The organism is Streptomyces sp. NPDC058697 (assembly GCF_042715345.1).
GTDB lineage: Bacteria > Actinomycetota > Actinomycetes > Streptomycetales > Streptomycetaceae > Streptomyces > Streptomyces liliifuscus.
Genome location: NZ_JBHXSU010000004.1, coordinates 299,773 through 326,662, shown reverse-complemented (window position 1 = coordinate 326,662; position 26,890 = coordinate 299,773). Strand labels below are relative to the sequence as shown.

Annotated in this window: 25 protein-coding genes; 14 read left to right on the top strand and 11 right to left on the bottom strand. The window is 70.1% G+C overall.

The window, feature by feature from the left end:
• Positions 1–15 precede the first annotated feature (15 nt).
• From ACFWXQ_RS12350 to ACFWXQ_RS12340, 3 genes are read right to left on the bottom strand one after another with little or no spacing between them, the layout of a single operon-like run.
• Complete coding sequence (locus ACFWXQ_RS12350; RefSeq protein WP_383954561.1) at positions 16–900, bottom strand: ABC transporter permease; 885 nt, start codon at positions 898–900, stop codon at positions 16–18.
• Between the two features lie 53 nt (positions 901–953).
• The gene (locus ACFWXQ_RS12345) at positions 954–1,853 is read right to left on the bottom strand and encodes a sulfurtransferase (protein WP_383954559.1); all 900 of its coding nucleotides are present in this window, start codon (positions 1,851–1,853) and stop codon (positions 954–956) included.
• Positions 1,850–2,575, bottom strand: coding sequence for a lysophospholipase (locus ACFWXQ_RS12340; RefSeq protein WP_383954557.1), 726 nt, complete (start codon positions 2,573–2,575; stop codon positions 1,850–1,852). Before ACFWXQ_RS12340 ends, ACFWXQ_RS12345 begins: the two co-directional genes overlap by 4 nt.
• 334 nt (positions 2,576–2,909) lie before the next feature.
• On the opposite strand from ACFWXQ_RS12340, the gene ACFWXQ_RS12335 reads away from it, so the two are divergent.
• Positions 2,910–3,767, top strand: a complete 858-nt coding sequence (locus ACFWXQ_RS12335) for a LysR family transcriptional regulator (RefSeq protein WP_386268106.1) — start codon at positions 2,910–2,912, stop codon at positions 3,765–3,767.
• A 71-nt stretch (positions 3,768–3,838) separates the two neighbouring features.
• Here ACFWXQ_RS12335 and ACFWXQ_RS12330 read toward each other — a convergent pair whose 3' ends face one another.
• From ACFWXQ_RS12330 to ACFWXQ_RS12320, 3 genes are all read right to left on the bottom strand, one after another.
• Positions 3,839–4,291: a MarR family winged helix-turn-helix transcriptional regulator gene (locus tag ACFWXQ_RS12330; RefSeq protein WP_383954859.1), complete on the bottom strand. Its 453-nt coding sequence runs from the start codon at positions 4,289–4,291 to the stop codon at positions 3,839–3,841.
• A 77-nt stretch (positions 4,292–4,368) separates the two neighbouring features.
• The gene (locus tag ACFWXQ_RS12325; protein WP_383954861.1) at positions 4,369–4,719 is read right to left on the bottom strand and encodes a VOC family protein; all 351 of its coding nucleotides are present in this window, start codon (positions 4,717–4,719) and stop codon (positions 4,369–4,371) included.
• 141 nt (positions 4,720–4,860) lie between these two features.
• Positions 4,861–5,445, bottom strand: coding sequence for a TMEM165/GDT1 family protein (locus tag ACFWXQ_RS12320; protein WP_383954863.1), 585 nt, complete (start codon positions 5,443–5,445; stop codon positions 4,861–4,863).
• Positions 5,446–5,802: 357 nt separating this feature from the next.
• On the opposite strand from ACFWXQ_RS12320, the gene ACFWXQ_RS12315 reads away from it, so the two are divergent.
• A complete protein-coding gene (locus ACFWXQ_RS12315) occupies positions 5,803–6,195 on the top strand; it encodes an SseB family protein (RefSeq protein ID WP_383954865.1) in 393 nt (130 codons plus the stop codon).
• Positions 6,196–6,221: 26 nt separating this feature from the next.
• Here ACFWXQ_RS12315 and ACFWXQ_RS12310 read toward each other — a convergent pair whose 3' ends face one another.
• Genes ACFWXQ_RS12310 through ACFWXQ_RS12295 form a run of 4 tightly spaced genes read right to left on the bottom strand, consistent with a single transcriptional unit; the run spans position 6,222 to position 10,394 of the window.
• Entirely contained in the window at positions 6,222–7,253 is a 1,032-nt protein-coding gene (locus ACFWXQ_RS12310) for a LacI family DNA-binding transcriptional regulator (protein WP_383954867.1), read from the bottom strand.
• Complete coding sequence (locus ACFWXQ_RS12305; RefSeq protein ID WP_383954869.1) at positions 7,250–8,155, bottom strand: carbohydrate ABC transporter permease; 906 nt, start codon at positions 8,153–8,155, stop codon at positions 7,250–7,252. Before ACFWXQ_RS12305 ends, ACFWXQ_RS12310 begins: the two co-directional genes overlap by 4 nt.
• On the bottom strand, positions 8,152–9,075 hold the full coding sequence (locus tag ACFWXQ_RS12300; protein ID WP_383954871.1) for a carbohydrate ABC transporter permease: 924 nt from the start codon (positions 9,073–9,075) through the stop codon (positions 8,152–8,154). Before ACFWXQ_RS12300 ends, ACFWXQ_RS12305 begins: the two co-directional genes overlap by 4 nt.
• Positions 9,072–10,394 carry an ABC transporter substrate-binding protein gene (locus tag ACFWXQ_RS12295; RefSeq protein ID WP_383954873.1) on the bottom strand — a complete coding sequence of 441 codons (1,323 nt, stop codon included), beginning with the start codon at positions 10,392–10,394 and terminating at the stop codon, positions 9,072–9,074. The genes ACFWXQ_RS12300 and ACFWXQ_RS12295 overlap by 4 nt, the downstream gene beginning before the upstream one ends.
• Before the next feature lie 240 nt (positions 10,395–10,634).
• Between ACFWXQ_RS12295 and ACFWXQ_RS12290 the strand changes: the two genes are divergently transcribed.
• Together ACFWXQ_RS12290 and ACFWXQ_RS12285 are read left to right on the top strand one after the other, a co-directional pair.
• Complete coding sequence (locus ACFWXQ_RS12290; protein WP_386268102.1) at positions 10,635–12,656, top strand: beta-galactosidase; 2,022 nt, start codon at positions 10,635–10,637, stop codon at positions 12,654–12,656.
• Between the two features lie 296 nt (positions 12,657–12,952).
• Positions 12,953–14,521: an arabinogalactan endo-beta-1,4-galactanase gene (locus ACFWXQ_RS12285; protein WP_383957437.1), complete on the top strand. Its 1,569-nt coding sequence runs from the start codon at positions 12,953–12,955 to the stop codon at positions 14,519–14,521.
• A gap of 70 nt (positions 14,522–14,591) precedes the next feature.
• Here the strand turns inward: ACFWXQ_RS12285 and ACFWXQ_RS12280 are convergent, their stop codons facing one another.
• Positions 14,592–16,103, bottom strand: coding sequence for an AMP-binding protein (locus tag ACFWXQ_RS12280; protein WP_386268100.1), 1,512 nt, complete (start codon positions 16,101–16,103; stop codon positions 14,592–14,594).
• Between the two features lie 114 nt (positions 16,104–16,217).
• Between ACFWXQ_RS12280 and ACFWXQ_RS12275 the strand changes: the two genes are divergently transcribed.
• From ACFWXQ_RS12275 to ACFWXQ_RS12230, 10 genes are all read left to right on the top strand, one after another.
• Positions 16,218–16,613 carry a nuclear transport factor 2 family protein gene (locus tag ACFWXQ_RS12275; RefSeq protein WP_383955233.1) on the top strand — a complete coding sequence of 132 codons (396 nt, stop codon included), beginning with the start codon at positions 16,218–16,220 and terminating at the stop codon, positions 16,611–16,613.
• A gap of 49 nt (positions 16,614–16,662) precedes the next feature.
• Positions 16,663–17,133, top strand: coding sequence for a fluoride efflux transporter CrcB (crcB, locus tag ACFWXQ_RS12270; RefSeq protein ID WP_383955236.1), 471 nt, complete (start codon positions 16,663–16,665; stop codon positions 17,131–17,133).
• A gap of 31 nt (positions 17,134–17,164) precedes the next feature.
• On the top strand, positions 17,165–17,539 hold the full coding sequence (gene crcB, locus ACFWXQ_RS12265) for a fluoride efflux transporter CrcB (RefSeq protein WP_383955238.1): 375 nt from the start codon (positions 17,165–17,167) through the stop codon (positions 17,537–17,539).
• Positions 17,540–17,741: 202 nt separating this feature from the next.
• Entirely contained in the window at positions 17,742–18,485 is a 744-nt protein-coding gene (locus tag ACFWXQ_RS12260) for a FadR/GntR family transcriptional regulator (protein WP_383955241.1), read from the top strand.
• Positions 18,482–19,933, top strand: coding sequence for an amino acid permease (locus tag ACFWXQ_RS12255; RefSeq protein WP_383955244.1), 1,452 nt, complete (start codon positions 18,482–18,484; stop codon positions 19,931–19,933). Before ACFWXQ_RS12260 ends, ACFWXQ_RS12255 begins: the two co-directional genes overlap by 4 nt.
• On the top strand, positions 19,930–20,967 hold the full coding sequence (locus ACFWXQ_RS12250) for an asparaginase (protein ID WP_383955247.1): 1,038 nt from the start codon (positions 19,930–19,932) through the stop codon (positions 20,965–20,967). Before ACFWXQ_RS12255 ends, ACFWXQ_RS12250 begins: the two co-directional genes overlap by 4 nt.
• Before the next feature lie 73 nt (positions 20,968–21,040).
• Complete coding sequence (gene aspA / locus ACFWXQ_RS12245; protein WP_383955250.1) at positions 21,041–22,438, top strand: aspartate ammonia-lyase; 1,398 nt, start codon at positions 21,041–21,043, stop codon at positions 22,436–22,438.
• A 512-nt stretch (positions 22,439–22,950) separates the two neighbouring features.
• A complete protein-coding gene (locus ACFWXQ_RS12240) occupies positions 22,951–23,883 on the top strand; it encodes a glutaminase (protein ID WP_383953191.1) in 933 nt (310 codons plus the stop codon).
• 157 nt (positions 23,884–24,040) lie between these two features.
• A complete protein-coding gene (gene mptB / locus ACFWXQ_RS12235) occupies positions 24,041–25,447 on the top strand; it encodes a polyprenol phosphomannose-dependent alpha 1,6 mannosyltransferase MptB (protein WP_383953193.1) in 1,407 nt (468 codons plus the stop codon).
• Positions 25,444–26,844, top strand: coding sequence for a glycosyltransferase 87 family protein (locus ACFWXQ_RS12230; RefSeq protein ID WP_383953195.1), 1,401 nt, complete (start codon positions 25,444–25,446; stop codon positions 26,842–26,844). Before mptB ends, ACFWXQ_RS12230 begins: the two co-directional genes overlap by 4 nt.
• Positions 26,845–26,890: the final 46 nt, after the last annotated feature.

Genomic DNA, 26,890 nt, shown 5'->3' with positions numbered 1-26,890 from the left:
TGTTGGCGGTCATGGTCACGCCTCGCCTTCGAAGGAGGCACGCCAGCTCAGCAGGCGGCGCGAGAGGACCCGTACGGCGAAGTCGCAGGCCAGGCCGAGCAGCGCGTACACGGCGAGGCACAGCACGATGACGTCCGTACGGAAGTACTGCTGGGCGTTGCTCATCAGATAGCCGAGGCCGGCGTCGGCGTTGATCTGCTCGGCGAAGACGAGGGCGAGCCAGGCGGTGGAGAGGGCGTACCGGAGTCCCACGAGGGCACCGGGCAGCGCGCTCGGCAGGATGACGTACTTGATCAGGCCGAGCCGGCCGAGCCCCATCATCCGTGCGGCCTCGACGAGTTGGGCGTCGGTGGAACGGATGCCGCCGTAGATGTTGAAGTACAGCGGGTAGGTCACGCCGAGCGCCACCAGCGCGATCTTCGGGGTCTCCTCGATGCCGAACCAGACGATGAACAGCGGGATCAGACCGACCCACGGGATCGCCCGGAACATGCCCATCGAGGAGTCGATGACGTCCTCCCCGAGCCGGAACAGCCCGGCGAGCAGGGACAGCGACAGCGCGACCGTCGCTCCGATGAGGAAGCCGGTCGCCGCCCGGCGCCCGGACGCGGCGATGGCGTCGGGCAGTTCGCCGGTCTTCGTCAGCTCGACGGCCTGGCGTACGACGTCCACGGGCGAGGCGAGCACGGACTCCGGGAGCACACCGGTGGCGGAGCCCAGGAACCACAGGAGGACCAGCCCGACCGGTCCGGCGGCCCGGCGTACGGAACGGGGGACAGACAGGCGGCGGCGGGGGAGATGTGCCGTACCGCGGATGGTGACGCGGGCGGGTGAGGGCTCGGCGGGCGGTTCGGGCTTCTCCAGTACGGGGGCTGTCACCCCGATCTGTTTCGTCGTCATGGCGGTCTTCCTCTCGGGACGGCCGAAGGCGGTTCGGGACTGCTCGGTGCGCATCAGGACGGCAGGGAACCGGTCGCCGCCGGGCGGGCGGGATCGGCCGACCAGGCCGACCAGGAGCCGGGGAAGAGCGTCGCGTCGAACCCGGCGATCGCGAGGGCGGCGATCTGGTGGGCCGCGGTGACACCGGACCCGCAGTACACGCCGATCTCCGCCGCGTCTCCGGCACCGCGGTCCTCGAACCGCTTGCGCAGCTCCTCGGGCGGCAGGAACGTCCCGTCGGCCGCGAGGTTCTCGCCGGTCGGGGCGGAGACCGCGCCCGGGACATGGCCCGCGCGAGGGTCGACCGGCTCCTGCTCACCGCGATAGCGCTCCCCGGCGCGGGCGTCCAACAGCAGCCCGGTGACGGCCAGTTGAGCCGCCCCGTCCGCGTCCGTCACCGGCAGTCCGCCCGGCCGGAGGACGATGTCACCCGGCTTCGGTGCATCTGCATCTGCATCTGGATCCGGCTTCGGCGCATTCGGTGCGTGCCTAGTCGCACTCGGACCGGACTCCAACGGCAGCCCCGCCGCCCGCCACCCGCCCAACGCCCCGTCCAGCAGGGTCACTTCCGGGACTCCGGCCCAGCGCAGCAGCCACCAGGCGCGGGCGGCGGCCGTGTTACCCAGGTCGTCGTACACGACGACCGGCCGCCCCTCGCCGAGGCCCCAACTCCGCGCGGACGCCTGCAGATCCGCGAGGTCCGGCAGCGGATGACGGCCGCCCTCCGGGCTCGGCGGACCGGCCAGTTCGCGGTCCAGGTCGACGTACACGGCCCCCGGGATGTGAGCGGCCTCGTAGTGGTCCTTGCCGTGCGGGTCGCCCAACGCCCAGCGCACGTCGAGCAGGACGGGCGGCTGCCCGGAGTCGAGCAGCTCGCGCAGTTCCGCGACCGTCGTCGTCACACGGGTGCTCATACGAGGCCCTCCGCGATCGCGGGCAGCTCGGGGGAGAGGCGCAGCCGTTCCAGGAAGAGCACGACCGTGGCGGCGGCGGTGCGGTGCAGCGCGTCGTTGAGCACGTCGTGCCGGCCGCCGTTGAAGGTCACGGTCCGTACGCCGGGGTGCCCCTCGTAGACGCTGAGCGCGTCGGCGAGTGGACTGACCGAGTCCTCGGCCCCGTGCAGGGCCAGTACCGGAACCCGTACGAGATCCAGGCTCGGCTCCGGCAGGTCCGGGGTCGCGTCCAGTGCCCCGCGCCGGAAGCCCGGGTCGTTCGTGAGGCGTGCCTGGTGGGTGGGGCAGGCGGTGCGTGCCTCGACCTCCGCCTCCCAACTCCCGGCCTCCCAACTCCCGGACTTCCAGGGGGCGGTGGGAAGACCGGCCAGGATCAGCGCGTCGATCCCCGGGGTCTGCTCGGCGGCGAGCCGAGCGGCGTACAGCGCGCCCGTGTCGGAGCCGACCAGCACCTTCGGGCCGGGCAGGGACTCGTCGGCCAGGAGCTTGGCCGCCTCGTCGAGCACGGACGGATCGGCGACCGGGTCACCGAGGGCACGTACGCGATAGGCGTCGAAGGCGAGACGGCGGCCGAACCGCTCGTACACACCACCGTGCTCGCCCCGGCCGGCCAGCACGATCAGCGTGCCGCGGGCGGCGAGGCCTTCGGGTTCGTCCCAGGAGGTGGACAGCGAGGAGGGCATGGAGAAGCAACTCCCTTGTTCAGGGCAGGGGGAAAGGGGGACCGCAGGAGCGAGGAGGAGGCGCGGCAGCCTGCCGACACGTGTCAGGACAGGGGAGACACGATCAGTGGAGGCCGAGCGGGAACGCCGGTGACCGGCGGGGAATCAACGACAGCGCGCGCTGCACGCCACGCCGAAGTCGATGACTCGGCGCTGCGTCAGAAGGGCAGCAGAAGCGGTCGTGGGAACCATGGGTTCATCATGACCGGCCCGGGCGGATTCCGTCCAACGACGATTCCGCATCGAAATCGATCAGCGATCGCGATCGATGAGAGGGACGGGCTACGGTCGCCGTATGCCCCAACCTGTCCTGGACATCGTGGCCCTGCGCAGCCTGACCGCGATAGCCGACTGCGGCGGTTTCCACCGCGCGGCCCACTCCCTCGCCCTGAGCCAGTCCGCGGTCAGCCAGCATGTGCGCAGGCTGGAGAAGACGCTGGGGAGCCCGGTCGTCGAACGCGAGGGCCGGGGCACCCGGTTCACCCCGGAGGGCCGTCTCCTCGTGGAGCAGGCCCGCCGCATCCTCGCCGTCCACGACGAGGCGGTGCGGGTGCTGCTCGACACCGAGGGCGACACCGTCACCATCGGGTCCACCGAGCACGCCGCCGACCAGTTCCTGCCCCGGCTGACCGCGGCCGTCCAGGAGGTGCGGCCCGGCTGCCGGGTGCGCTTTCGCATCGACCGCTCGGCACGGCTCGTCGAGGCCGTGGAGCGCGGCAGCGTGGATGTCGCGGTGTATGTGACGGAGGCGGCGGCCACCGAGGGCACTCCGGTGGGCGGCCTCCCGCTGACCTGGCACGCCATTCCCGGCTGGACGCCGCCGACGGCGCCTGCCCCGGTCCCGCTGGTCGCCATCGAGGACCCGTGCGCGATCCGCCGCCGGGCCATCGCGACCCTCGCCGCGCACGGAGTCGCCGCCACGGTGGTCGGCGACGCCGGCTATCTCGCGGGGGTGCTCGACGTGGCGCGCACGGGCGTGGGCGTGGCGCTCCTCGCCGCGGTCGGTCCCGCGCCGGACGGGCTGAGCCCGTACGACGGACTGCCGTCGGTCACACCGATCCCGATGAGCGCACTGGCCCGGCCGGGCGCCGATCCGGAGACGGTGGCTGCGGCGTTCGAGGCTGTACGGAACCTGCTGCGTCCGGCGGGATGACTCGGCCCCCGCTGGGGGACACGGGCTCTTGGCGCCGAGGGACTCAGCCCTGAGCCCTCAGCTCTAAGTCCTCAGCCCTTGGCCAGCATGCGGGCCAGGACGGCGCGCTGCAGCGGGCGTACCTCGGAGTGCAGTTCGCGGCCCTTGCCGGTGAGGGCAACCCAGACCCCGCGGCGGTCCTCCTGGCAGACGCTCCGCTCCACCAGGCCCTCCTTCTCCAGGCGGCCGATGAGGCGGGAGAGGGCGCTCTGGCTCAGATGGACCCGGTCGGCGATGTTCTGCACCCGGCACTGCTCGACCGGACCCGCGCCCGCGCCCGCGCCCGAACCCGTGCTCGTATGCGAGTCGGAGTCAGGGCCCGCTGTCGTCATACCCGACGCGAGGATGTCGAGGACCTCGAAGTCACTGGCGCCCAGGCCGTGCGGATGGAGCTCGCGGTCGATCTCACACATGGTGCGCGCGTGCACCGACAGGATGTCCCGCCACTGGTCCTCAAGCCGGGGAGCGACCTTCTCTGCTGCCATGTCCGCACGGTAACAGAGAAAGCGGCCATTGTTTACCATGCAACTAGTGCAGCTGCATGGAGTTCCTCACCCCTGCTTCAGGACGCCTCCTGGATGAGACCGACGTCGTTGCCGTCCGCGTCCTTGACGGAGGCGATCAGCGTGCCGCCCCCGACGTCCTGGATGTCCTGGACGACATCGGCGCCCGCGTCGACGAGACCGGCCAGGCTCGCCTTGATGTCGGCGACATGCCAGTAGGGGACGGGGGCGGTGAGTCCCTTCGCGTGACCGTTCGGGTCGAGCCCGACCTCCGGCCCGCCGGGGGCCCGGAAGCCCACGTAGTACGCCTCGTCCACGTACGGCTCCACTCCCAGGAGCGTGCCGAACAGGGCCTTGGCGCGGGCGAGGTCCTTGACGGGGTAGGTGATGGTCCTGAGGCCTTCGGACATGACGGGCTCCTCCGCTGGTCGCGATCTCCACCGGCGGTTTTCACCGGTTCGGACCGGCTTCTCGCCGGTGGAATCACGCTATGGCCGAGCGGCGGGAGCACGCTTCTCCGATCCTGACCGGTCGTCCAGGAGCGCGCATCGTCACCCGGCGAAGATCTCCACCACCGACCAGACGGCGAGTCCGAGCATGCACAGCCCGCCGATCCGCTGCACGGTCTTCAGCGGTACGCGCTTGGCGATGAACCGCCCGGCCAGCAGCGCGAGCGCGGAGACCGACATGAGGGCGGCGGCGGAACCGACCGCCACGGACGCGACGCCGTTGGTCGCCGCGAGATTGGCGGTCGTGATCTGTGTCAGATCGCCCCACTCGCTGATGAAGACGGCCATGAAGGCGGTCGTGTAGACGGGCCAGAAGCCGGTCACGGTCCGGCCGCCGGCGTCCTCCTCGTCGTCGTCCCCCGTGCCGCGCAGCAGCATGAAGGCGCCGAACGCGAAGAGCGCGGCCGAGACCGACTTGACGGTCCAGTCGGGCAGCAGACCGATGAGGCTTCCGGCGCCGACGGCGATCGCGACATGCACGATGAACGCGGTGGACGTACCGAACCACACGTACAGCGGCCGCATACGGGTGCCCATGGCCAGCGACGCGAACATCGTCTTGTCCGGCAGCTCGGCGAGGAAGATCAGCCCGAAGGCGGTGAGGATCGCCAGAGGGTCGAGATGCATTCCGGGTGGCTTTCTGTAGGGGCCGGGCCCCCGGATCTTCGCGAAGCGCCCTCGACTGGGGCGACGGGAGAACCGATCGGCCCGGCATGACGGGTGCGCCGCAAGGACTCGCGGGCACATCAATGCCTGGCCGAAGGTCTCGTCCACCCGTGTGATCACGCGGGCCCGGCCACCGGGAACCCGAGGGCTCCAGTGTGTCGACGACCGGTTCGCAGGACTACTCCCCTTCGCAGTCACTCAGTGTACAGGACACCCATACGGGCCTCGCATGAGAGTGCGGGGCGGGGGTATGCGAAGGACACTCGACGCGGAGGGGCAAGGGATGGTCCCGCCCCGCGACTCACGAGCGGAACCCTCATGAACGGCTCACTTCACGAAGCGACAACCTCGGACGACACGTCCGATGTGATCCTGCGCGCGCTGAGCGTCCTGGCCCACAACGGCCTGGACGGCGCCGCGCGGACGCGGCTGGCCGGGACCAAGGTGCTGGTGCCGGCCTCCGACACGGAGACGCCGAAACTGACTCTGCCGGTCATCGGCCGGGTCGTCCTCGCCTTCACGTCCGAGGAGCGCATGGCGCAGGCCCTGCCGGACGTCCAGTGCTACCACCTCGTGCCTCTGGGCATGATTCCGGCCCACTGGCCGGTGCGCGGCCTGGCGCTCACCATCGACCCGGGTTCGCCCGAGGCCGTGACGCTGTCGGCGGAGGGCGTGCACCTGCTGCTGGGGCCACCCCTCAAAGCCGCCTGAAGCGCCCCGGCCTTCTGCAACACGCTTCAGGTGGACTGACGCTTCACCAGTTCCGTCGGCAGGATCACCGCCGCCGGATCCTCTCCGCCGATCTGTGCGAGCAGCACCCGTACCATCTCGGCGCTGATCCGGTCGTAGGGCTGCCGGATGGTCGTCAGCTGGGGGCGCGCTGCCAGGGCGGCCGAGGAGTCGTCGAAGCCGCCCACCGAGACGTCCTCCGGGACGCGGCGACCGGCCCGTTCCAGTGAGGTGAGGACGCCCTGAGCCATCAGGTCGGACGCGACGAACACGGCGTCCACGTCCGGGCACTGGGCCAGGAGCCGTTCCGCGCCCGCCTCGCCGCTGGCCCGGCTGTAGTCCCCGGACACGACGAGCCGTTCGTCGAAGTCGATGCCCGACTCCGTGAGCACCTCCCGGTAGCCCGCGAGCCGCTCCACACCGCCGGGTGTGTCCAGGGGACCGGTCACCACGCCGATACGGCGACGGCCCAGCGACACCAGATGGCGCACCATGTCCCGGGCGCCGTCCCGGTCGTCCGCGGCCACGTAACTCACCTTGGAGCCCACCCCGATGGGCTTGCCGCACATGACGAGCGGCACCCCCGCCTCGCGCAGTTGCTCGGCGACCGGGTCGCCGGAGTGGCTGGAGACCAGCAGCACGCCGTCGACATGACCCGCCGTGATGTACCGGGTGATGCGGCGCCGCTCGTCCTCGGTGCCCGCCAGCATCAGCAGCAGCGGGATGTCGTGCGCCGCCAGTGCCTGCGTACAACCCCGCAGCAGGACATTGAAGTTGGGGTCCTCGAAGAACCTCTCCTGCGGTTCGGTGAGGAGGAAGCCGATCGAGTCCGAGCGTCCGGTGATCAGTGAGCGGGCGTGCCGGTTCACGACGTAGCCCGTCCTGCGGATGGCGGCGTTGACCGCCTCCTGGGCCGTGGGACTCACATAGTGCCCGCCGTTGAGCACACGCGAGACGGTCCCTCGTGAGACTCCCGCCTCGCGCGCGACATCGTGAATCGTCGGCGGTTTGCGCCGGCCCCCCGATTGGCTCATGGTCACGACTTTACGGCTCCCGACAGCAGATCGAGGCTCCAGAACCGCTGGATGACCAGGAACAGAGCGATGAGCGGAATGACCGCGAGCAGCGCGCCGGTGATCACCAGTGTGTAGAGGGCCGGCGTGTTGGAGCCTTGTTCGAGCAGGGTGAACAGACCGAGGGTGATCGGGAACTTCTCGTCGTCGCTGAGCATGATGTACGGCAGCAGGAAGTTGTTCCACACCGCCACGAACTGGAAGAGGAACACCGTCACCAGTCCGGGCACCATCATCGGCAGCGCGATCCGGGTGAAGATTCCCAGCTCGCTCGCCCCGTCCATCCGCCCCGCCTCGACGACATCGCCGGGCACCGCGGCGGCGGCGTAGATCCGCGCGAGATACACGCCGTACGGGGACAGGATCAGCGGCAGCAGGACGGACGCGTAGGAGTCCGTGAGGTCGGCCTTGGCCATGAGCAGATACTGCGGGATCGCGAGGATCACCGGCGGCATCAGCACGCCCGCCATCAGGATGTTGAAGATGGTCTCGCGGCCGCGGAAGCGGTAGATCGCGAGGGCGTAGCCGCTGAACGCGGAGACGACGGTGGACAGGAGGGCGCCGAGGCCCGCGTAGAGGGCGGAGTTGCCCATCCACTTCCAGTAGACGCCGTCGCGGTAGGCGTTCAGGTCTGTCACGTTGTCGGCGAAGCCCGTGCCGGGCAGGAACGTGAACGTCGAGAACAGCTCGCTGCCCGACTTGGTCGACGCGATCACCACCCACGCCACCGGCAGCAGACAGTAGATCGCGCCGATCAGCAGCGTCACCGTCGGGACGAAGGCGATCCGGCGGCGCAGCGGCGGCCCCTGGGCGGTGCCGGGTGTCGTCCCCGCGGCCGGGGACGCCTTGCGGACGGCAAGAGAACTCACTGTGCTGCCTCCTGCTTGTTACGGGAGTTCGCGGCCCGCAGGAAGCCGAAGGACAGGACCAGCGTGACGAGGGCGATGATCACCGCGGTCGCCGCCGCCGAGTGGATGTCGCCCTTGCCGAAGGCGTCCTGGTACACCTTCATCAGCGGACTCCAGGTCGTGGACACGGAGTTGGTCAGGGGCTTGAGGGTGGTCGGCTCGCTGAACACCTGGAGCGTCGCGATGATCGAGAAGAAGAAGGTCAGCACCAGCGAGGGCGCCACCATCGGGATCTTGATCCTGATCGCGATCTGCAGCGGGGTGGCGCCGTCCAGCTTCGCCGCCTCGTACACCTCGGCCGGGATGGCCTGCAGCGCGGTGTAGATGACGATCATGTTGAAGCCGGTGCCGCCCCACACCGCGATGTTGGACAGCGCGAGATACAGCGGCCCGCCGTCCAGCAGATCCGGCTGCGGCATGCCCAGCCTGTCGAGGACGAAGTAGAAGGGGCTGACGTCCGGCAGGTACAGAAAGCCCCACAGCATGGCCGCGACGACACCGGGAATGGCGTACGGGAGGAAGATCGCGAGCCGGGTGACCGGTGCGAGGCGGACCCGGTCGGTGTCGAGCATCAGCGCGAAGAGCAGCGCGAGCCCGAGCATCACCGGCACCACGATGGCGCCGTAGCCGAGCACACGCACGGCGCCGTCGAGCAGCTGGGAGTCGGTGAGGGAGTCGGTGTAGTTCTCCAGGCCCGCCCAGACCTCCTCGCGGGCGCCCGCGCCCAGGCCGAGGCCCTTGACCTGGACCTTGTGCAGGCTGAGCCACATCGCGTAGCCGATGGGCAGCGCGAAGAAGAGGGCGAAGAGGATCGTGGCTGGGAGGAGGAAGGCGTACGGGGCCCCCTTGACCCCGTACGACTTCCGGCGTGCGCTCGTCACTCCGCGACCTCGAAGCCCTGCTTCTCGAGGTCGGCGACGGTTTCGCCCTGCATCGTCTTCAGGGCGGCTCCGAAGTCCGACTTGTTCTTGGCGGCGGCGCCGAACGCGTCCTTGAACGTGGTGTACGCGACGTTCACGTTCGGGCCCCACGCGGAGGGCGCGGCGGTCTTCGCGATGGCGGAGGCCTGGGTGTAGAAGTCCGGCTGGTTGGAGAAGTACGCCGGCGGCTCGGTGAAGGCGCCACTGGTCTGCGCGTTGGTGGCGGCCGGGTAGATGCCGCCCTCCTTCGCGAGCGCGGTCAGCGCCTGGGGGTCCGTGTTCAGCCAGGCGGCGAACTTCGCGGCGGCCGACTTGTGCTTGGAGTCCGTGGTGACGGCCGTGGACGAACCGCCCCAGCTGCCCGTGACGTTCTCACCCGCGGACCACTGCGGCAGCGGGGCCATCGCCCACTTGCCCTTGGTGTCGGGCGCGGCGGTGGTCAGGGTGCCGGGCGCCCAGACGGCGCTGACCCAGGCGATCTGCTTGCCGGTGTTGAGCGCCTTGTTCCAGGCCGGGGTGTACATCGGCTGGTTGTCGATCGCGCCCTCCTTGACGAGACCGCCCCAGAAGTCGGCGACCTTCTGCGTCGCCGCGTCGTCGATGCCGACCTTCCACTTCTGGCCCTCTGTCGTCCACCACTTGGCGCCCGCCTGCTGGGCGAGACCCGCGAAGAGACCGGAGTCGTTGGCGGAGAAGGTGGTCAGGTCCGTGCCCGGCGACTTCTTCTTCAGCGCGCGGGCGGTCTCGGCGAACTGGTCCCAGGTCTCCGGGACTTCGAGGCCGTACTTCTTGAACAGGTCCTGGCGGTAGTAGAACATCATCGGCCCGGAGTCCTGCGGGATCGCGTACACCGCGTCCGAGCCCAGCGTGGTCTGCTGCCAGACGCCGTCGGCGAACTTGTCCTTCACGCCGTCGACGTCGCCGGCTATGTCGGCGAGGGCGTCATTGCTGACCAGGGTCGGCAGCGCCTGGTACTCGGCCTGGACCAGGTCGGGGGCCTTCTTGGCCTTGTGTGCGGTGAGGATCTTGGTGACCAGCGTGTCGCCGGACGCCTGCTTCTTGACCGTGACCTTGATCTGGTCCTTCTTGCCCTGGCCGTTGTTCCACAGGTCGGCGACCTTGTCCATGCCCGGCGTCCAGGACCAGTACGTCAGCGAGACCGGCCCCGAGTCGGCCTCGCTGTCGTTGTCGTCCGAGGAGCCGCAGGCGGCAAGTGCGGTGGCGCCGAGCGTGACGGCGACCGAGATGGTCACGAGGCGACGCAGCTTCGTGTGTGGCATGGATCTATCTCCCTGACCGTGGTCTCCGCCTGCTGCGGAGGCCTGCCCCTTTTTTTCCTGTGCGGCTCGCCTCCGGCGCTTCAGCCGGTGTGACTTGCCCGTGCTGCTTCTGTGAGCGTTCACAGTAGAGAAACATCCAGGACACTTGTCAATGGTTGTTGCTGTGCGGTTATGTTGGCCCCGCGCCATTGGAGCTGTGTGTGCACGTTCCCAAATGATCGATCGACCGGGAGACAATCCATGCCGGAGACCACCCCCAAGGGCCTCACCAGGCTCGCCTTCGGTGGGGACTACAACCCCGAACAGTGGCCGGAATCCGTCTGGCCCGAAGACGTCCGGCTGATGCGCGAGGCCGGCGTCACGATGGTCAGCGTCGGAATCTTCTCCTGGGCACTGCTGGAGCCCGAGCCCGGGAACCACGACTTCGGCTGGCTCGACCGGCTCCTCGACCTGCTGCACGAGAACGGGATACGCGCCGACCTCGGTACGCCGACGGTGGCGCCGCCCGCCTGGTTCTACCGCGAGCACCCCGAGGCCCTGCCCGTGGCCGCCGACGGCACCCGCTACGAGTTCGGCTCACGCGGCGCCATCTGCCACAGCAACACCCACTACCGCTCGGCCGCCGCGGACATCACCACCAAGCTCGCCACCCGGTACGCCGACCACCCGGCACTCGCGATGTGGCACGTCCACAACGAGTACGGCGTCCCCGTCTCGGCCTGCTACTGCGAAAGCTGCGCCGCCCACTTCCGCCGCTGGCTCGCCAGGACGTACGGCACGGTCGACGCGGTCAACGAGGCCTGGGGCACGGCCTTCTGGGGCCAGCGGTACGCGGACCTCGACCAGATCAACCCGCCCCGGGTTGCCCCGACGGTCGGCAACCCGGCGCAGGCGCTCGACTACAAGCGGTTCGCCGACGACACCATGCGCGAGAACTTCGTCGCCGAGCGGGACATCCTGCACCGGCTCGCGCCCGGCATACCCGTCACCACCAACTTCATGACCGCCCTCAGCCAGTGCGACTCCGTCGACTACTGGGCCTGGGGCCGCGAGGTCGACCTCGTCACCAATGACCACTACCTGATCACCGACGGCCGCCGTACGCATGTGAACCTCGCGATGGCCGCCGACCTCACCCGCTCCGTCGCCGGCGGCGCCCCCTGGCTGCTCCTCGAACACTCCACCTCGGGCGTCAACTGGCAGACCCGCAACCCCGCCAAGGCACCCGGCCAGATGGCCCGCAACTCCCTCGCCCATGTGGCCCGCGGCTCCGACGGCGCCATGTTCTTCCAGTGGCGGCAGTCACGGCGCGGCGCGGAGAAGTTCCACTCGGCGATGCTGCCGCACGCGGGCACGGATTCGCGCGTGTGGCGCGAGGTCGTCGAACTCGGCGCGTCCGTCGACGCGTTGAGTACGATCCGCGGCACCCGCACCCAGGCCGACGCCGCCGTCCTGTGGGACTGGCACTCCTGGTGGGCGCAGAACCTCCAGTGGCGCCCCAGCGAGGACCACGACCCGCGCGAGCGCGCCGACGCCTTCTACGAAGCCCTCTACGACCGCCACCTCACCGTCGACTTCGCCCACCCCGAAGCCGACTTGTCGGCCTATCCCCTTGTCGTCGTGCCGGCCCTCTACCTGATGACCGAGGCCGCCGGACAGAACCTCACGGAGTACGTCGAGAACGGGGGCACCCTCGTCGTCTCGTACTTCTCCGGCATCGTCGACGAGCACGACGCCGTGCACGACGGCCCCTACCCCGGCCCGCTGCGGGACGTACTCGGCCTGACCGTCGAGGAGTTCTCACCGCTGCTCGCCGGCGACCGGGTCCGCATCACCGGGCCCGACGGATCCGAACTCGCCGGGGACGTCTGGACCGAGTTCGTCGTGCCTCGCGGTGCCGAGACCGTGTGGACGTACGCCGACGGGCTCACCGAGGGGCATCCGGCCGTCACCCGGCACCGGCTCGGGGAGGGGTCCGCCTGGTACGTGTCCACGCGGCTCGGGGCCCAGGGGCTCGACGCGCTTGTCGGCTGGGCCGCCGATGATGCGCGGATCGCGCCGCGGGCGGATCTGCCTCGGGATGTCGAAGTGGTGCGGCGGGTGGGGGAGTCGGGGGTGTTCCTCTTCGCGATCAACCACTCCGGGGTCGATGCGAAGGTGGCGCTCGATGCGCCTGGTACGGAGTTGCTCACCGGTGAGCGGGCGGCGGGGCGCTTGGCGGTGCCCGCCGGGGGCGTCCGGGTTGTGCGCCTCGACGAGTGACTCGCCCATTGTTTTCGCCCCCGCCGCCCCTACCCATTCCCGTCCGTTTCGGGGGGCCAGCCCCCCGAACCCCCGCTCCTCAAACGCCGGAGAGGCTAAAGATTTTCGCAGCCCGGGCCGACACCACCAGCCCGTCCGGCGTTTGAGGACGAGGCCGTTCAGGCCGATACGGGGGTCTGGGGGCGGAGCCCCCAGAAGGGACGGGAACGGGTAGGGGCGGCGGGGGCGAAGAACCCCACCCCCAGCCCCCTCCAGGGCACATCCACATCATCACGTCGAAGGGACGACGGACGACGATGTTCCATCCCAGACGCACACTCAAGGCCCTGCTGCTACCGCTGGCAGCCGCCCTCGCCCTCACCGCCCTGCCCCCGCAGAGCGCCCACGCCGCAAGCACCCTCACCAACGCCGGCTTCGAGTCGAACGGCACAGGCACCACCACCCCGACCGGCTGGTCGACCTACTCGGCGGGCGGCCAGACCGCGGCCTCCTTCACGGAGTCGGGCGGCCACGGCGGCAGCTACCGCCTGACGCACTACTCGGCCTCCGCCTACAAGGTGGAGACGTACCAGTACCTCTCCGGCCTCACGAACGGCAACTACAAGCTCACCGCCTGGGTGCGCTCGGGCGGCGGCCAGAACTCCGCCTACCTCGCCCTGAAGAACTGCGGCGGTGCGGAACAGCGCACCGACATCCCGGTCTCGTCCAGCGGCTGGATACGTATCGTCACCCCCGTCGCCGTGACGAACAACCAGTGCACGATCAGCATCAACTCCGATGCGAAGGCGGGCAACTGGATCAACGTCGACGACCTGACGTTCACCTCCGGCACCGCGGGCCTGCCCATCAAGGGCTCCGACGTGTCGTCGCTCGCCAAGAGCGAGGCCAAGGGCGGCGTCTACAAGAACAGTTCCGGCACGACCGGTGACGCGCTCGCCATCCTCAAGTCCGCCGGGCAGAACTACGCCCGCCTCAAGGTGTGGGTGAACCCCGCGGACGGCTACAACAACAAGGCGCGCGTCCTGACGACGGCAAAGCGCGTCAAGGCGCAGGGCATGAAGCTCCTCGTCGACTTCCACTACTCGGACACCTGGGCCGACCCGGGCGCCCAGTCCAAGCCCGCCGCCTGGGCAGGACACTCGTACAGCCAGCTCAGGACCGACGTCTACAACCACACGTACGACGTGCTGAACGCGCTGAAGGCGCAGGGCACCACGGCCGACATGGTGCAGGTCGGCAACGAGATCAACGGCGGCATGCTCTGGAACGAGGGTTCCACCTCGAACTGGTCGCAGCTCGCCGGGCTGCTCAACTCCGGCTACGACGCGGTCAAGGCGGTCAACTCCGGAACCACCGTGGCCCTGCACCTCGCCAAGGGCGGCGATCTGGCGGGCACCCGCTGGTGGTTCGACAGCGCGGTCTCCAACGGCGTGAAGTTCGACGTCATCGGGCTGTCCTACTACGGCTACTGGCACGGCACGCTCGTCGACTTCCAGACGACGCTGGACGACGCGGCGGCCCGCTACGGCAAGCCCGTGTACCTCGCCGAGACGGCGTACCCCTTCCGGCTGGACAGCAAGGACTCGCACGAGAACATCATCGACCTCAGCAGCGAGCTGGTGGCCGGCTACCCGGCCTCGACCACCGGCCAGACGCAGTGGATGAAGGACATGGCGAGCATCGTGGAGGCCGTCCCGAACGGCCGCGGACTCGGCATCTTCTACTGGGAGTCCACCTGGACCGCGGTCACCGGCAACGGCTGGGACCCGACGGACCCCTCCTCCGGCAACGGCTGGGAGAACCAGGCCCTGTTCGGCTACGACGACAGGGCACTGCCGGCGATGGCGTGGTTCAGCCACCGGTGACGGTCTGAAGTCGTGGTGAGGGGGTGACGGAAGCAGGACCGCTTCCGTCACCCCCTCACCGCTCGCGGCCTCACTCGCGCCAGAACGGCTCCCGCAGCTTGAACTTCTGCAGCTTCCCCGTCGCCGTGCGCGGCAGCGACTCCACGAAGTCGACCCGCTTGGGCGTCTTGAACCCGGCCAGCCGCGTACGGCAGTGCGCGATCAGCTCCTCGGCGGTGACGCCCGATCCGTCCGTCACGACGAGCGCGGTCACCAGCTCGCCCCACTTGGCGTCCGGAATCCCGATGACCGCGACCTCGCGCACGGCCGGATGCGAGGTGAGCACGTCCTCCACCTCGATCGACGAGACGTTCTCGCCGCCCGAGATGATGACGTCCTTCTTGCGATCGGAGATCACCAAGTACCCCTCGTCGTCGAGGTATCCGCCGTCCCCGGTGTGGAACCAGCCGCCCGCCTGCGCCTTCGAGGTCTCCTCGGGCTGGTCCCAGTAGCCGTCCAGGTTGTGGTTCGACGCGGTCAGCACCTCGCCGTCGACGTCCACATCGACGCGTACGCCGAGAGCGGGCACCCCCGCCCGCCCCAGCCGCCGGGCCCGATCGGTGGGCTCCAGGTCGTCCCACTCCTCGCGCCCCCGGTTGACCGTGACGAGCGGTGAGGTCTCGGTCAGCCCGTAGATCTGGATGAACTCCCAGCCCAGCTCGCCCATCACACGCTCGATGGTGCGGGTCGGCGGCGGCGCGCCCGCGCAGACGATACGGACCCGGTCGCGGCCGGGGATCTCGCCCTCCCAGTCGGCGGCCGCGTCGAGCACGGCGTTCAGGACGGCGGGCGCCGCGCACATCAGGGTGACGCCGTGCCGCTCGACGCGCCGCAGGATCTCGGCGCCGTCGACCTGACGGAGCACGATGTGCCGGCCGCCGACGCCCGTGACGCCGTACGGCATGCCCCAGCCGTTCGCGTGGAACATCGGGAGCGTGTGGAGGTAGACGTCACGGTCGCTGATCGTGGTGTGCAGCCCGAACACGGCCGCGTTGAGCCATAGATTGCGGTGCGTGAGCTGAACTCCCTTGGGGCGGGCGGTCGTTCCGGACGTGTAGTTGACGCTGGCCGTCGCGCCCTCGTCCGGCTCCGCCCACTCCCGCGGCTCGACGCCACGAAGGAACAGATCGTCGTCGTCGCCGAGGACGAACTTGTGCTTGACGTCGAGCGTGTCGAGCACGTCCGCGCAGGACGCGTCCGCGTAGACCACCGAGGCACCGGAGTGCCGGACGATGTAGTCGATCTCCGGCCGCGTCAGCCGGAAGTTCACCGGAACCAGGACGCGCCCCCAGCCGGAGACGCCGAAGAACGAGGTGAGCAGCCGCGCCGAGTTCTGCGAGATCACCGCCACCCTGCCGCCCACGGGTACGTCCAGCTGGTCGAGCTTGGCCGCCTGGGCACGGGCGAGCGCCGCCAGCTCCCGGTAGGTGGGCTCGCCGAGGCTCGGCCCGGGCTGCTCCGGTTCGTCGACGACGGCGACGCGGTCCGGATAGACGTGGGCCGCGCGGTCGAGGAAGTCACGGACGGTCAGCGGGTAGTACACGACAGCACCTCCGGGGTCGGTGATGCATACGTACCTACCCCGGCGTTGCGCAATGCCACCAGCGGCCACTACTGTCCGAAGTGGCTAATCAATTAGTTACCTAAGAGGTGGCAGATGAATCCCTTCCGCAAGGCGGTGGAGGACGGCGACCACGCGGCCGTCGTCGACCTGCTCGCCGAGGACGTCGTGTTCACCAGCCCCGTGGTGTTCAAGCCGTACGCGGGAAAGCCGATCACCGCGGCGATCCTGGGGGCGGTCATCGAGGTCTTCGAGGACTTCCACTACATCCGCGAGATCGCGAACCCGGACGGCCGGGACCTCGTCCTCGTCTTCGAGGCGCGAGTGGGCGACCGCGCACTCCAGGGCTGCGACATCCTGCACTTCGACGAGGACGGCCGCGTCGACGAGCTCACGGTCATGGTCCGCCCGTTGTCGGCGGCCCAGGCGCTCCAGGCCGCGATGGCGGCCCGTTTCGAGGCCGTCGAGAAGGAGGCGTCGGGCACGTCCTGACCTCTCAGGGTTAGCCTGATCTCCTGCCACGACCAGGAGACGTACGCCCATGACCGCCCCCGATTCCGAGACGGTGGACGAACCGGCGGAGCGGCGCGCGTCCGGCCGACGGCCTTCGGTCTTGCGGGGGCAGGGGCCGGCCGTGGCGGCGGTCTCGGTCGGCGGCGCGCTCGGTGCCTCGGCGCGCTACGGGGCCGCACTCCTCTGGCCCACGCACACGGGCGGCTTCCCGTGGACCACGTTCTGGGTCAACGTCGGCGGATGTTTCGTGATCGGCGTCTTCATGGTCGTGATCACCGAGGCGTGGGCGGCCCACGCGCTGGTACGCCCCTTCTTCGGCACCGGAGTACTCGGCGGCTTCACCACCTTCTCGACGTACGCCGTCGACATCCAGAGACTCGTCGACACGGGCCATCCCCGCACCGGCCTCGCCTATCTCGCCGCGACCCTGGTGGCGGCACTCGCGGCGGTCTGGCTCGCGGTGACGGCCACGCGCCGGGCCCTGGCGCGGCGCCGATGAACGCCACGGGCGGGAAGGGTAAGAAGTCGTTGTGAACTGGGTGTTGGTGATCGTCGGCGGCATGGTCGGTGCACCGCTGCGCTATCTCACCGACCGCGCGGTGCAGTCCCGCCACGACACGGTCTTCCCCTGGGGCACCTTCATGGTGAACGTCGTCGGTTGCGTGATCCTGGGCACCCTCACCGGCGCCGCCGTGGCCGGAGCGGCCTCCTCGCACCTCCAGCTGCTGCTCGGCACCGGCCTGTGCGGAGCGCTCACCACGTACTCGACGTTCTCGTTCGAGACCCTGCGGCTGGCCGAGGACGGGGCCCGTCTCTACGCAACCGCCAACGTGATCGCGAGCGTGGCCGTAGGCCTCGGTGCGGCGTTTGCGGGCGTTTCGATGGCAGAGGCTCTCTGGGCGTAGCCCCTGGGGTCACACCTGGGCGTAGTAGGACTGGCCGGTCCACGGCCGACGTACGACTGCCTGCCGGTGCCGGTGCCGGTGCCGCGGCCGTCGCCCGAACGCCCGCCCCCTCTGATCGCCCGGGCGGGCGGGGCCCGCGAGGCGATCTCACACCCCGGGCCTCCCTTGACAGTCACCTCCCGTAACCCCCAGGATCACCCCCGTGAACCTGTCAGACAGCCAGACAGCTGGCTCGGTGCCGAGGCGTATCAGCGCCATGGAAGCGGTGCTCGGGCACCTTCGTGGTGCCATTGAGCGCGGTGAGTACGCCGTGGGGGACAAGCTCCCCTCCGAGGCGGAACTCTGCCGACGGCTGGAGGTCAGCCGACCGGTGCTGCGCGAAGCACTCCGGGCCCTGCAGACCATGGGGCTGACCGTGTCCCGGACCGGTAAGGGCACATTCGTGCTGTCCAACGGACCCGTCGAGGACCCCACCTTCGGCGACTACGCGGCCAGCGACCTGCTGGAGGTCCGGCGGCACGTCGAGATCCCCGTGGCCGGCTACGCGGCGGCGCGCCGCACCCCCGAGGACCTCGACCACCTGGCCCACCTGCTGGATCGGATGGAGCGCGAGACCGACACCACCGCGTGGGTGGCCATGGACACGCTCTTCCACCTCGCCGTGGCGCAGGCCGCCCAGAACCCGGTCTTCCGCCGCGTGATCGAGGAGATCCGGGACGCGCTGGCCCGCCAGTCGGCGTTCCTGAACGAGCTCGGGGGCCGCCGCGAGCAGTCCAACCGCGAACACCGCGCCATCGTCGAGGCCCTGGTCGACGGCAGCGCACACGACGCGACCGAGGCCATGGCACACCACCTCGACCGCGTCGAGACGACCCTCACCGCGATCGTGCGCTCCGAGCACACGGACGGCGCGGACACCCCCACGGAAGGCGGACCGAAGGCGTGAGCGAGCAGTCCCTCGAAAAAGAGACAGGGCAGACACGGAAAGCCGCTGTTCATGTCGACGCCGGTGACGCGGGCTACAGCAAGTCCCTGAAGTCCCGGCACGTCAACATGATCGCCATCGGCGGCGCCATCGGCACCGGTCTCTTCCTCGGCGCCGGAGGCCGCCTCGCCGACGCCGGACCCTCGCTCTTCATCGCGTACGCCGTCTGCGGTGTCTTCGCCTTCCTGGTCGTCCGTGCCCTCGGCGAACTCGTCCTGTACCGGCCCTCGTCAGGCGCCTTCGTGTCCTACGCCCGGGAGTTCCTGGGCGAGAAGGGCGCGTACACCGCGGGCTGGATGTACTTCCTGAACTGGGCGACCACCGGTATCGCCGACATCACCGCGGTCGCCACCTACACCCACTACTGGGGCATGTTCTCCGACGTCCCGCAGTGGGTGATCGCCCTCATCGCGCTCGCGGTCGTGCTGACCGTGAACCTGATCTCGGTGAAGATCTTCGGCGAGCTGGAGTTCTGGTTCGCGATCATCAAGGTCGGCGCACTCGTCGCTTTCATGCTGATCGGCATCTTCCTGCTGGTGACGCAGAACCCCGTGGACGGGACCACCCCCGGCCCCTCCCTGATCACCGACAACGGCGGCCTCTTCCCCAACGGCCTCCTGCCGATGCTGCTGATCGTCCAGGGCGTCGTCTTCGCCTACGCCTCCGTCGAGCTGGTGGGCGTCGCGGCGGGCGAGACCGAGAACCCCGAGAAGATCATGCCGAAGGCCATCAACTCGATCATGTGGCGCGTCGGCCTCTTCTACGTCGGCTCGGTCCTCCTGCTCTCGATGCTGCTGCCCTGGAACAAGTACACCGCCGGAGAGAGCCCGTTCGTCACCGTGCTCTCCAACATCGGCATCCCGGCCGCGGGCGGCGTCATGAACCTGGTCGTGATGACCGCCGCCATGTCCAGCCTCAACTCCGGGCTCTACTCGACCGGCCGCATCCTGCGCTCCATGTCGATGTCGGGCTCGGCGCCGAAGTTCACCTCCGTGATGAGCCGCAGCCAGGTCCCGTACGGCGGAATCCTGCTGACCAGCGGTATCTGTGTACTCGGCGTCGGACTCAACTTCGTCGTCCCCGCCGACGCGTTCGAGATCGTGCTGAACTTCGCGGCGATCGGCATCCTCGCCACCTGGGGCATGATCATGATCTGTCATCTGCAGTTCTGGCGGAAGACGGAGGACGGCGAGCTGGACCGCCCGAGCTACCGCCTCCCGGGCTCGCCCTGGACCGAACTCGTGACCCTCTTCTTCCTCGCCTCCGTACTGGTCCTCATGTACGCGGACGGAGGAGCGGGCCGCACCACGGTCCTCTGCCTGCCGCTGATCGTGGCGGCGCTGGTCGCCGGCTGGTACGGCGTACGCCGCCGGGTCGAGTCGATACGAAAGCCCAAGGTGGACGCATGAGTTCAGGCACCCTCGCCGACTACGGCTGCTCACTCGCAGCGGCGCCCTCGATCCGCGAACCGCTGCACGCGCCCGTCGCCCATCTCATACGGGGCGGAGTCATCGAAGGCATCCACTACGGATCGGTGGTAGTGCTGGCCGCCGACGGAAGTGTGGAACTGCAGATCGGTGACATCGAGGCGGCCTTCTACCCCCGCTCGGCCCTCAAGCCGGTGCAGGCCGTGGCGATGCTGCGGGCCGGGCTGCCGCTCGACGGCGACCTGCTCTCGCTGGCCGCCGCAAGCCACTCCGGCGAGGAGCGCCATCTCGCCGGCACCCGGCGGATCCTGGAACTCGCCGGACTCGCCGAGGACAATCTGCGCAACGTCACGGACCTGCCCTACGACCCGGTCGTCCGAGAGGACTGGATCCGCACCGGCCGCCTGCCCTCCCGGCTCGCACAGAACTGCTCGGGCAAGCACGCGGCGATGCTCTACACCGCACGCCTGAACGGCTGGTCGCTCGACGACTACCTCGACCCCGCGCATCCGCTTCAGCAGGCGATCGCGGAGATCGTCGAGGACCTGACCGGCCAGGCCATCGCCCGCGTCACCGTCGACGGCTGCGGCGCCCCGCTGTTCTCCGTCTCGCTGCACGGGCTCGCGCGCGCCGCCGCCCGGATCACGACGGCCCCGCACGGCACCCCCGAGGCACGAGTCGCCGACGCGATGCGCGAGTACGCCGAGATGGCGTCCGGCACAGGCCGCGACGTCGCCGCGCTGATGCGCGCCGTACCTGGCCTGCTCACCAAGGACGGCTTCGAGGGCGTACAGGTCGCCGCGCTCCCCGACGGCCGGGCGGTCGCCGTGAAGATCGCGGACGGCGCCGACCGGGCCCGCGTACCGGTCACCGCCGCGGCACTGGCCCGCTGCGGCGTAGACCCGTCCGCGCTCACCGAGTTCGCCGGGGCGTCACTCCTCGGCGGCGGCGCGGTGGTCGGAAGCATCCGCCCGGCCCGGGCACTCGACCCAATCGCAGGACTTCCGACGTCCTGAAAAGCCCAACGAATCCGCCGCAGGTGCACAGCCTCACCACCCCACCCTCTCCACAAGGAAGAACCGCACCGACATGACAGTCCGCAGTGAGCACGACCTTCTCGGCGACCGTGACGTCCCCGCCGAGGCGTACTGGGGTGTCCACTCCCTGCGTGCCAAGGAGAACTTCCCCATCACGGGGATGCCGATTTCCGCGTACCCGCACCTGATCGAGGCGCTCGCCGCCGTCAAGGAGGCAGCCGCCCGCGCCAACGAGGACCTCGGGCTGCTGGAACCCCGGAAGGCGGCCGCGATCGTGGCCGCCTGCCGGGAGATCCGGCAGGGGAAACTGCACGACCAGTTCGTAGTGGACGTCATCCAGGGCGGGGCCGGCACCTCGACCAACATGAACGCCAACGAGGTGGTCGCCAACCGGGCGCTGGAGCTTCTCGGTCACGCCAAGGGCGAGTACGAGTTCCTGCACCCGAACGAGGACGTCAACCTCGGGCAGTCCACCAACGACGTCTACCCGACGGCCGTCAAGGTCGCCACGGTGTTCGCCGTACGCGAGCTGCTGAAGGCGATGTCCGTACTGCAGGACGCCTTCGCGGCCAAGGCGTTGGAGTTCCGCGACGTCCTCAAGATGGGACGTACCCAGCTCCAGGACGCGGTGCCGATGACGCTCGGGCAGGAGTTCTCCGCGTACGCGGTGATGCTGGACGAGGACCGCAGCCGGCTCGCCGAGGCCGTCGAGCTGATCCACGAGATCAACCTGGGTGCGACGGCGATTGGTACGGGGCTCAACGCGCCCGTCGGGTACGCCGAGGCGGCGCGCCGACACCTCGCGGACATCACCGGTCTTCCCCTGGTGACGGCGGCGAACCTGGTCGAGGCGACCCAGGACTGCGGCGCGTTCGTCCAGATGTCCGGAGTGCTGAAGCGGATCGCCGTAAAACTCTCCAAGAGCTGCAACGACCTGCGGCTGCTGTCGTCCGGACCGCGGGCCGGGTTGAACGAGATCAACCTGCCGCCTGTGCAGGCCGGTTCGAGCATCATGCCAGGCAAGGTGAATCCGGTGATTCCCGAGGTCGTCAACCAGGTCGCCTTCGAGGTGATCGGCAACGACGTGACGATCACCATGGCGGCGGAGGCCGGGCAGCTCCAGCTGAACGCGTTCGAGCCGATCATTCTCCACTCACTCTCCGAGAGCCTGACGCATCTGCGGGCGGCCTGCATGACGCTGGCCGAGCGGTGCGTTGCCGGAATCACGGCGAACACCGACGCGCTGCGGGTGACCGTGGAGAACTCGATCGGCCTGGTGACCGCGCTGAACCCCCACATCGGCTATACGGCCGCGACGGACATCGCGAAGGAGGCCCTCGCGACCGGGCGCGGCGTCGCCGAGCTGGTCCTCGAAAAGGGCCTCCTCCCGGCGGACCGCCTGGCGGCGCTGCTCCGCCCGGAGGTCTTGGCGGGCTCCCAGCCGGGCTGAGGGGGCCGGGGGTTCGTCGCCGGGTGCAGCCCGGTGGGGGTTGCTCGCGCCGTTCCTCGCACCCCTAAAAGATTGCGCAGTTCCCCGCGCCCCTGATGAGCGTGCCTGAGGCCGGGTGCGTACGTGCGGGTGCGTCGTGGCTGGTCGCGCAGTTCCCCGCGCCCCTAAAGCCAAAAGACTGCGCCGTTCCCCGCGCCCCTGGGGGGTGGGGGCTTGCGGTCGTTTGTCGGCTGCCGGGCCGGTGGGGGCTTAGCGCGCAGTTCCCCGCGCCCCTGACGGGGCGCGGCCCCACTCGGCGGTAGTCGCCCTTCTGCCGGAGGGGGCGTGTCGGGGTTTCCGATCTCAGCACGACCTCCCGTGGGTGAGTTGATGGTTCGGGATGACACAGCTGTGATCGGATGCCCCGGCGCGGGCCCGACTCGGCGGCGGGCGGCTGGCGCGGCTTTTAGGGGCGCGGGGAACTGCGCGACCAGCCCCACCCAACCCGCACCCATACACGAACCGGCGTCACAATGGTGATCATGAGCTCGCCCCTGACCTTCCAACCGGTCCTGCAGCGAATCGCCGAAGAGATCGCGGCCGCCCCCGACCGCGGCCGCCCCGCCGACTACATCCCGGCGCTCGCGGCCTGCGACCCGCACAGCTTCGGCATGGCGGTCGCAGAGCTGGACGGCACGGTGTACGGCGTCGGCGACTGGCGCCAGCCCTTCTCGACCCAGTCCATCACCAAGGTCTTCACCCTCGCCCTCGACCTGGCCCGCGAAGGCGACGAACTCTGGGAACACGTAGGCCGCGAACCCTCCGGCAACCCCTTCAACTCCCTCGTACAGCTGGAGTACGAAAACGGTATCCCCCGCAACCCGTTCATCAACGCCGGCGCCCTCGTCGTCACCGACCGCCTCCACACCCGAACCGGCGACGCGGCACGCACACTCCTCGACTTCCTGCGCGCGGAGAGCGGCAACGACCAACTCGCCATCAACAAGGACGTCGCCGCCTCCGAGGCAACCCGCGGAGACCGCAACGCCGCCCTGGGCCACTTCATGGCGTCGTACGGGAACATCGAGAACCCGGTCCCGGTCCTCCTGGACCAGTACTTCCACCAGTGCTCCATCGAAGCATCCTGCGCAGACCTCGCCCTCGCCACCGGCTTCCTCGCCCGCCACGGCATCCGCTCCGACGGCACCCGCCTGCTGACCCAGAGCCAGTCCAAACAGGTCAACGCGATCATGCTCACCTGCGGCACCTACGACGCGGCGGGCGACTTCGCCTACCGCGTGGGCCTGCCGGGCAAGAGCGGCGTCGGCGGCGGCATCATCGCCGTCGTCCCCGGCCGCTGCACGCTCTGCGTCTGGAGCCCCGGCCTGGACGAGCGGGGCAACTCGGTGGCGGGAGTAACAGCCCTGGACCGCTTCACAACCCTCACGGGCGTGTCCGTGTTCTAGCCGGCACGGGCGTGTCCGTGTTCGAGCCGGTTGGACGGGAACGTCCGACGGCCGAGGACAGCCGACCGCCGTCCGGTAACACGGCGGACATGCTGCGGCTGCCGCTCAGAGGGAGACATGTCGCTTTCCGGCCACCCCGCGTTGACACGCTGACTGAGTGTTGGCCAAGGGTTTCTCCGTCGATCTGCGTCGCTGTCAACTGCTCGGGCTCACGGGCTCGGTCGTCCTCGCCCTGGGAGGCGAGACGGCCGGGGCACTGCCCGTACGGGAGTTGCCGGCGCTCGCGTCCGGACGGGCGGCGCTCGGCCTGGTCGGCGTGTACTTCGGAGTGGTGCTGCTCATAGCGGCCTGGGGCCTGCTGGGCCGCGTGATCAGAGGGCCCGAGCCCCCAACCCCGCGAGCGCTGCTGGTCGTACTCGCCGTATGGGCCACGCCGTTGCTCCTGGCACCACCCCTGTTCAGCCGTGACGTCTACAGCTACCTCGCACAGGGCGCGATGGTCGACGCGCACATCGACGTCTACACGCACGGCCCCGCCATACTCGGCGGACCGCTCGCGGACGAGGTCGCCCCCGTGTGGCAGCGGACCGCGACACCGTACGGACCGGTCTTCCTCGCGGTGTCGTCCGCGCTGTCCGGGCTGACCCGCGGCGAGGTGCCCGCCGGGCTGTTCGGCATGCGGGTCGTCGCGCTGCTCGGCGTGGCGCTGATGGCGGCCGCGCTGCCGAGGCTGGCCAGGCACAGCGGCGCGGACCCGGCAGCCGCGCTCTGGCTCGGCGCGCTCAACCCGCTCGTGCTGCTGCACCTCGTCGCGGGCGCGCACAACGACGCCATCATGCTCGGCCTGCTGGGCGCGGGCCTGGTGGCGGCACTCGGCCGGTGGCCCGTCCTGGGCGCGGTGCTCGTCACGCTCGCGGCCCTCGTCAAGGTCCCTGCCCTGCTCGGCCTCGCGGCCGTCGTGGCCCTCCAGGTGAGGGCCGGCCGCAGCATGGCAAGAGCCATCGCCACGACCACGGCCGCCGCAGCGGCCACCACCGTCGCGGCAACGGCCGCCGCCGGTACGGGATACGGCTGGATAGGCGCCCTCAAGACGCCCGTGTCACCGGAGAACCTGTCGCCCACGAGCGTCCTCGGCCGTGCCACCGGTGCCCTGCTCCAAGGCCTGGGCAGCGACCTCGCTCGCTTCGCGCTGCCCGCCTGGCACGCCCTCGGCCTCGTGGCCACGGCCGTCGCCATACTCGCCATATGGCTGCGCAGCCCGCGCTTCAGCCCCGTCTACGCGCTGGGCCTCAGCCTGGCGACGGTGGCCGTGCTCGGCCCGGCCATCCGCCCCTGGTACGCGCTGTGGGGGCTGTTCCTCATCGCCGCGGCCGCGCCCAGCACATCCGTACGCCACCGGGTCGCCGCCGTGAGCGGGGCCCTCGCGCTTGCGGTCCTGCCAAGCGGCGGTCCCCCCGATGCCGAGCAACTGGCACTGGCGGTGTCCGGCGGGATGCTCGCGCTGGTCGTGCTCTGGCAGGCGCACCAGACGACGACCGCACCTGTCCTGGGGCGGACCGCATGAGGCTGACCGGTACAGACCGCGGGCGGCTGCTCTTCGTGCTCGCCCTCGCCACCGCTGTGGCCGTCTTCACCGCGACCGTGCCGCTCCTGCGGGACTGGTTCGACCTGCGGGTCTACCACGGGGCCGTCGACGCCTGGATCCACCACGGCGGCAGCGTCTACGACTACCGGGTGCCGGGGACGGAGTACGGCTTCACGTACCCGCCGTTCGCCGCGGTCAGCATGCTGCCGATGGCACTGTTCGGACTGCACGCCGCGATCGCCGTGTGCCTGTTGCTCAACCTCGCCGCGACGGCCTTCGTCCTGCACGTCCTGGCGGGGGAGAGGCTGCGCCGGCACGGCTGGTTCGGGCTCGCCGTCACGGTCTGTCTGCTCGCCCTTCTCGAACCGGTCCGCGACACCTTCAGCTTCGGCCAGGTCAACCTCGTGCTCCTGGCCCTGGTCCTCGGCGATGCCTGGCTGCTGTCGACGGGCCGTGTGCGCTGGGCCGGCGTGGGGATCGGGCTCGCCGCCGCGATCAAGCTGACGCCCGCGATCTTCATCGTCCTGCTGCTCCTCGCCGGACGGCGGCGAGCCGCCGGGACCGCGGTGGGCGTCGCCGCTGCCGCCACCGCACTCGCGGCCTGGGTCATGCCCGACGCCTCCCGCTTCTACTGGACCGAGGCGGTCTGGGACACCACCCGCATCGGCCGCCTCGACTACGTCTCCAACCAGTCGCTGCAAGGCGTACTGGCCCGGCTCGCCGACCCCGCCGAACCGAGCCGCGCCGCCTGGGCCCTGGCGGCGCTGGCCGTGCTCGGCGTGTGGGTGTGGCGCGCGCGCCGGGCGCTGGCCGCGGACGACGTCCTCGGCGCCTTCGCCCTCACCGGGCTCGCCGCCTGTCTCCTCAGCCCGATCACCTGGGTGCATCACCTCGTCTGGCTGCTGCCGTCGCTCGCGATCCTCTTCGGGGAGGGGCTCCGGCGCAGACGGCTGCTGTGGATCGCCGGGGGCCTGTACGTCCTGCTGTGCAGCAGTGTGGTGTGGCTGTGGTTCGACGACGCGTCCGGCATCGACGGCTTCGTCGGCAGCAACACCTATGTGTGGATCACCCTCGGCCTGCTCCTCGGGCTGCCCGTCGGTCAGGCACGGGTGAACCGCCCGCTGTGGAGGCGCAGGACCAGCGACACGGCACCCGCGCCCAGTCCCGCGGCGCCCGCGAGGGTCCCCGCCTCCGCCAGCCAGCCGACGGAGGCGTCCTCGCCCGCCATGGCCGCGGGCACTGCCGCCGGGCCCGCCGTGGACACGCGGCGCGGCGGCAGCAGCGAGCCCACCGGTTCGACACGCCCGGCGGCCTCGAAGCCCCAGTCGAGCAGCGAGCGCGCCTCCTCGTACACGGTGAATCCGCCGCCCGCCTGAGGGTCCATCACCGTGACGACGAGGGTGCGCCCGTCCCGGCGCGCCG

Excerpts from the sequence above, each read along its gene's own strand:
- ACFWXQ_RS12350 (WP_383954561.1), bottom strand. The coding sequence starts at position 900 with ATGACGACGAAACAGATCGGGGTGACAGCCCCCGTACTGGAGAAGCCC.
- ACFWXQ_RS12345 (WP_383954559.1), bottom strand. The coding sequence starts at position 1,853 with ATGAGCACCCGTGTGACGACGACGGTCGCGGAACTGCGCGAGCTGCTC.
- ACFWXQ_RS12340 (WP_383954557.1), bottom strand. The coding sequence starts at position 2,575 with ATGCCCTCCTCGCTGTCCACCTCCTGGGACGAACCCGAAGGCCTCGCC.
- ACFWXQ_RS12335 (WP_386268106.1), top strand. The coding sequence starts at position 2,910 with ATGCCCCAACCTGTCCTGGACATCGTGGCCCTGCGCAGCCTGACCGCG.
- ACFWXQ_RS12330 (WP_383954859.1), bottom strand. The coding sequence starts at position 4,291 with ATGGCAGCAGAGAAGGTCGCTCCCCGGCTTGAGGACCAGTGGCGGGAC.
- ACFWXQ_RS12325 (WP_383954861.1), bottom strand. The coding sequence starts at position 4,719 with ATGTCCGAAGGCCTCAGGACCATCACCTACCCCGTCAAGGACCTCGCC.
- ACFWXQ_RS12320 (WP_383954863.1), bottom strand. The coding sequence starts at position 5,445 with ATGCATCTCGACCCTCTGGCGATCCTCACCGCCTTCGGGCTGATCTTC.
- ACFWXQ_RS12315 (WP_383954865.1), top strand. The coding sequence starts at position 5,803 with ATGAACGGCTCACTTCACGAAGCGACAACCTCGGACGACACGTCCGAT.
- ACFWXQ_RS12295 (WP_383954873.1), bottom strand. The coding sequence starts at position 10,394 with ATGCCACACACGAAGCTGCGTCGCCTCGTGACCATCTCGGTCGCCGTC.
- ACFWXQ_RS12290 (WP_386268102.1), top strand. The coding sequence starts at position 10,635 with ATGCCGGAGACCACCCCCAAGGGCCTCACCAGGCTCGCCTTCGGTGGG.
- ACFWXQ_RS12285 (WP_383957437.1), top strand. The coding sequence starts at position 12,953 with ATGTTCCATCCCAGACGCACACTCAAGGCCCTGCTGCTACCGCTGGCA.
- ACFWXQ_RS12275 (WP_383955233.1), top strand. The coding sequence starts at position 16,218 with ATGAATCCCTTCCGCAAGGCGGTGGAGGACGGCGACCACGCGGCCGTC.
- crcB (WP_383955236.1), top strand. The coding sequence starts at position 16,663 with ATGACCGCCCCCGATTCCGAGACGGTGGACGAACCGGCGGAGCGGCGC.
- ACFWXQ_RS12250 (WP_383955247.1), top strand. The coding sequence starts at position 19,930 with ATGAGTTCAGGCACCCTCGCCGACTACGGCTGCTCACTCGCAGCGGCG.
- aspA (WP_383955250.1), top strand. The coding sequence starts at position 21,041 with ATGACAGTCCGCAGTGAGCACGACCTTCTCGGCGACCGTGACGTCCCC.
- ACFWXQ_RS12240 (WP_383953191.1), top strand. The coding sequence starts at position 22,951 with ATGGTGATCATGAGCTCGCCCCTGACCTTCCAACCGGTCCTGCAGCGA.
- ACFWXQ_RS12230 (WP_383953195.1), top strand. The coding sequence starts at position 25,444 with ATGAGGCTGACCGGTACAGACCGCGGGCGGCTGCTCTTCGTGCTCGCC.